3 protein-coding genes and 1 tRNA gene are annotated in these 3,259 nt (G+C 45.8%); 1 reads left to right on the top strand and 3 read right to left on the bottom strand.

The annotated features are described in order from the left end of the window. Nucleotides 1-148: 148 nt before the first annotated feature. The 3 genes from VN447_RS04250 to VN447_RS04240 all read right to left on the bottom strand — a co-directional run bounded on the left by VN447_RS04250 (nt 149) and on the right by VN447_RS04240 (nt 2,492). Nucleotides 149-520, bottom strand: a complete 372-nt coding sequence (locus tag VN447_RS04250; RefSeq protein ID WP_325523147.1) for a P-II family nitrogen regulator — start codon at nt 518-520, stop codon at nt 149-151. A 152-nt stretch (nt 521-672) separates the two neighbouring features. After that, nucleotides 673-1,041, bottom strand: a complete 369-nt coding sequence (locus VN447_RS04245; protein ID WP_325523145.1) for a P-II family nitrogen regulator — start codon at nt 1,039-1,041, stop codon at nt 673-675. 41 nt (nt 1,042-1,082) lie between these two features. Continuing rightward, complete coding sequence (locus VN447_RS04240; RefSeq protein WP_325523143.1) at nt 1,083-2,492, bottom strand: ammonium transporter; 1,410 nt, start codon at nt 2,490-2,492, stop codon at nt 1,083-1,085. Between the two features lie 361 nt (nt 2,493-2,853). On the opposite strand from VN447_RS04240, the gene VN447_RS04235 reads away from it, so the two are divergent. Next, a tRNA-Sec gene (locus tag VN447_RS04235) sits at nt 2,854-2,950 on the top strand. Nucleotides 2,951-3,259: the final 309 nt, after the last annotated feature.

Raw genomic sequence — 3,259 nt, 5'->3', positions numbered from 1 at the left:
CTAAGGAAATTAGGCTTTATCACCATAAGTGAAAGATATTCATTAATACACTAATTCTATTGAACCGCCGTATACCGAACGGTACGTACGGTGGTGTGAGAGGTCGCTGAGTAAATAATTACTCAGCTCCTACTCGATTTTGCGAGAACTATTTCGGCATATCAGCTGGATCTATGATAGCGATGTCGCCTTCTTCGCCAGTACGGATGCGGACAGCGTTGGCAACAGGGTAAACAAAGATTTTGCCGTCGCCGATTTTGCCTGTGCGGCAAGCTGTTTTAGCGGCCTCCAGCACCCGTTCAACCGGCACTTCGCAGACAACAATCTCAACTTTAACCTTAGGAACTAAATTAATGTTGTATTCCTGCCCCCGGTATACTTCCCTGTGGCCTTTCGTTAGGCCACAACCATATACTTGGGTTACTGTCATTCCGGTTACTCCAATCTGGTTCATGGCAGCTTTAAGTTCTTCGAGTTTCTCCGGACGAGTGATAATATCAATTTTGGTTATTGGTCTCATTTGGTTTTCCTCCTAAGTGAGAAGTTACAATTAGTTATAGTGTAAGCTATCGATAATATTTTGGCAACTATTTCCTAAATAAGGGATTTGTAATGAAAAAATCCCCAGGGTAAGTTTGTTACTTAACCCTGGGGACCTGCAGTGTCTATAAGCTATTTCGGCATATCAGCCGGGTCAACAATGGCGATATCGCCTTCTTCGCCAGTACGGATACGAACTGCATTGGCGATTGGGTATACAAATATTTTTCCATCGCCAATTTTCCCGGTGCGACAAGCCTGTTTAGCGGCTTCCAGAACCCGTTCCACAGGTACCTCGCAAACAACAATCTCAATTTTTACCTTAGGAACAAGATTGATGTTGTATTCCTGACCCCGGTATACTTCAGTGTGGCCTTTCGTGAGGCCGCAACCGTATACTTGAGTTACAGTCATACCGGTTACGTTAATTTTATACATAGCCGCTTTGAGCTCTTCTAATTTTTCCGGGCGGGTGATAATCTCAATTTTTGTTATAGGCATCGTGGCGTTCCCCCTTTTATTAGAACGTAATTTTTTAGCAACTACGCAAGTGTTGTTTTCTTAGAAAGAGCTTCCTGAAGGGCAGGACTGGATGAACCAAAGCCGACAGGTGAACCGGTCATAAAGTCTTGATATGCATAGCCGCGTTCGCCATGTTCAGTGACATCCAGACCTTGTACTTCTTGGTCAGTATTAGCACGAACCTGCATGAATAAGCCGATGGCTTTTAAGATGATAAAGGTCATGACTGCAGCCACTACCCAGCTTACACCAACACCGATGAGCTGAGTGGTAACTTGACTTGCATTACCGTAGAACAGACCGTCAGCACCGGCTGGGTTAACAGCTTTAGAGGCAAACAAACCAGTTGCAATTGCACCCCAGGTACCGCCAATGCCGTGTACACCAAAGGCGTCAAGAGCATCGTCATAGCCAATTTTAGCCTTCAGTACAGCTACTGCCAAGAAGCAGATAACACCTGCGGCAAGGCCGATAATCACTGCGGGGATTGTGCTGACAAAACCAGCAGCCGGGGTAATGGCAACCAGACCGGCAACACAGCCTGAAGCAGCACCGAGGATGGTGGGTCTGCCATGGTGTACCCACTCAGTGAGTACCCAGGAAACCGTAGCAGCGGCAGCGGCTACATGGGTAACAACGAAAGCGCTGGCAGCAAGACCATTTGCAGAGAGCGCACTACCGGCGTTGAAACCAAACCAGCCGAACCAGAGGAGCGACGCGCCGATAACAGTCATTGGGAGATGGTGAGGCATTATAACTTCAGAACCGTACCCTTTGCGTTTGCCAATCATCAGAGCAATAACCAAGCCAGATACACCTGAAATAATATGCACTACAGTACCGCCAGCGAAGTCAAGTACGCCTAATTCGCGCATCCAACCGCCAACGCCCCATACCCAGTGAGCGATAGGATCATAAACTAATGTTGACCAGACCAGGGTGAATATAACAAATGCAGGAAACTTCATGCGCTCAGCAAAAGCGCCGGTAATTAAAGCTGGAGTGATAACTGCGAACATTGCCTGAAAGATCATAAAAGCTTGATGTGGAATTGTTGCCGCATAATCAGGGTTCGGATCTTGGCCAACCCCGCTAAGTCCTACCCAGTCTAAGGAACCAATGAAGTGGTTGATATCAGGACCGAAAGCTAATGAGTAACCGAAAAGCACCCATTGAACAGATATAAGACCGAGGATGAAGAAACTTTGCATGATAGTGCTTAGAGCATTCTTTGTTCTTACCATACCACCATAGAATAATGCCAGACCGGGAGTCATAATCATAACAAGAGCAGCACTTATTAGAACGAAGGCAGTGTCCCCGGTGTCAATTTTCGGCGGCTCAGCAGGAGCGTCACTAGCAAAAACTGCTGGTACTAGGATAAACATTAATAATAGGCACAAAGAAAAAATAGTCCACAATTTTCTCATAGGTAATCCCTTCCTTTTAATAATATTTTTTAAGGTAAAAGCATTTTGCTGGAAAATCCATCCCCCCTCAAAGTGCCCAAACAGAAAGCGCCCTAAAGGTAATAACCTCTAGGACGCCATTGTCCGGAAAAATAGCTATTAGACAGAAAAAGCCTTCGCATTAGTTGCGAAGGCTTCATTGCCTAAGTGATTAACTTGTTGTAGTCACTATACCAAATTGAACAAGCCTGTGTCAAGCAGAATTTCGAAAAAACCCAAGAAATGTTTGCTGCTAGTAGAAAAAAGGTGGCTATTCAAAGCAATAGTCTCCCTAACTTGAATAATCCGACAGCTCATGATATATTATATACGTGAAGTACATGGGAGCGGATGGGGCCTGGTGGCTCCTGCAGTCTTCAAAACTGTCCGTTGGGCGTTAATCCGTCCAGGGTGGGTTCGATTCCTACACGCTCCCGCCATAGCGGCTTCTGAAGGTACCCGGTGTTGTGTCAATGGAAGCATAACTTTGCCTGTAGGCAAGGTTATGCTTCCATTTTTCTATCCTGTTAGAAAGTATAACTTTCCGTCTGGATAAGGGCAACATCGGCTTCCGCTTTCGCCAGAGGCTCGGCGCAAGCCGTGTTTTCTTTAATGTATCAGAATTTATAAGTTTAGAGAGGCTACGGCAGGAGAAATGGCGCGGGTTTGCGGAAATACGGAGGCATGAAGAAGAACATCTTATGGCAGATCTTTTTTGATGCAAAACAGAATTGGAAGCGGTTCGTCGA

This window comes from Sporomusa sp. (genome assembly GCF_035561155.1).
Taxonomy (GTDB): Bacteria; Bacillota; Negativicutes; order Sporomusales; family Sporomusaceae; genus Sporomusa.
The sequence above is the reverse complement of the archived record's forward strand: the minus strand, read 5'-3'. Positions and strand labels throughout refer to the sequence as shown.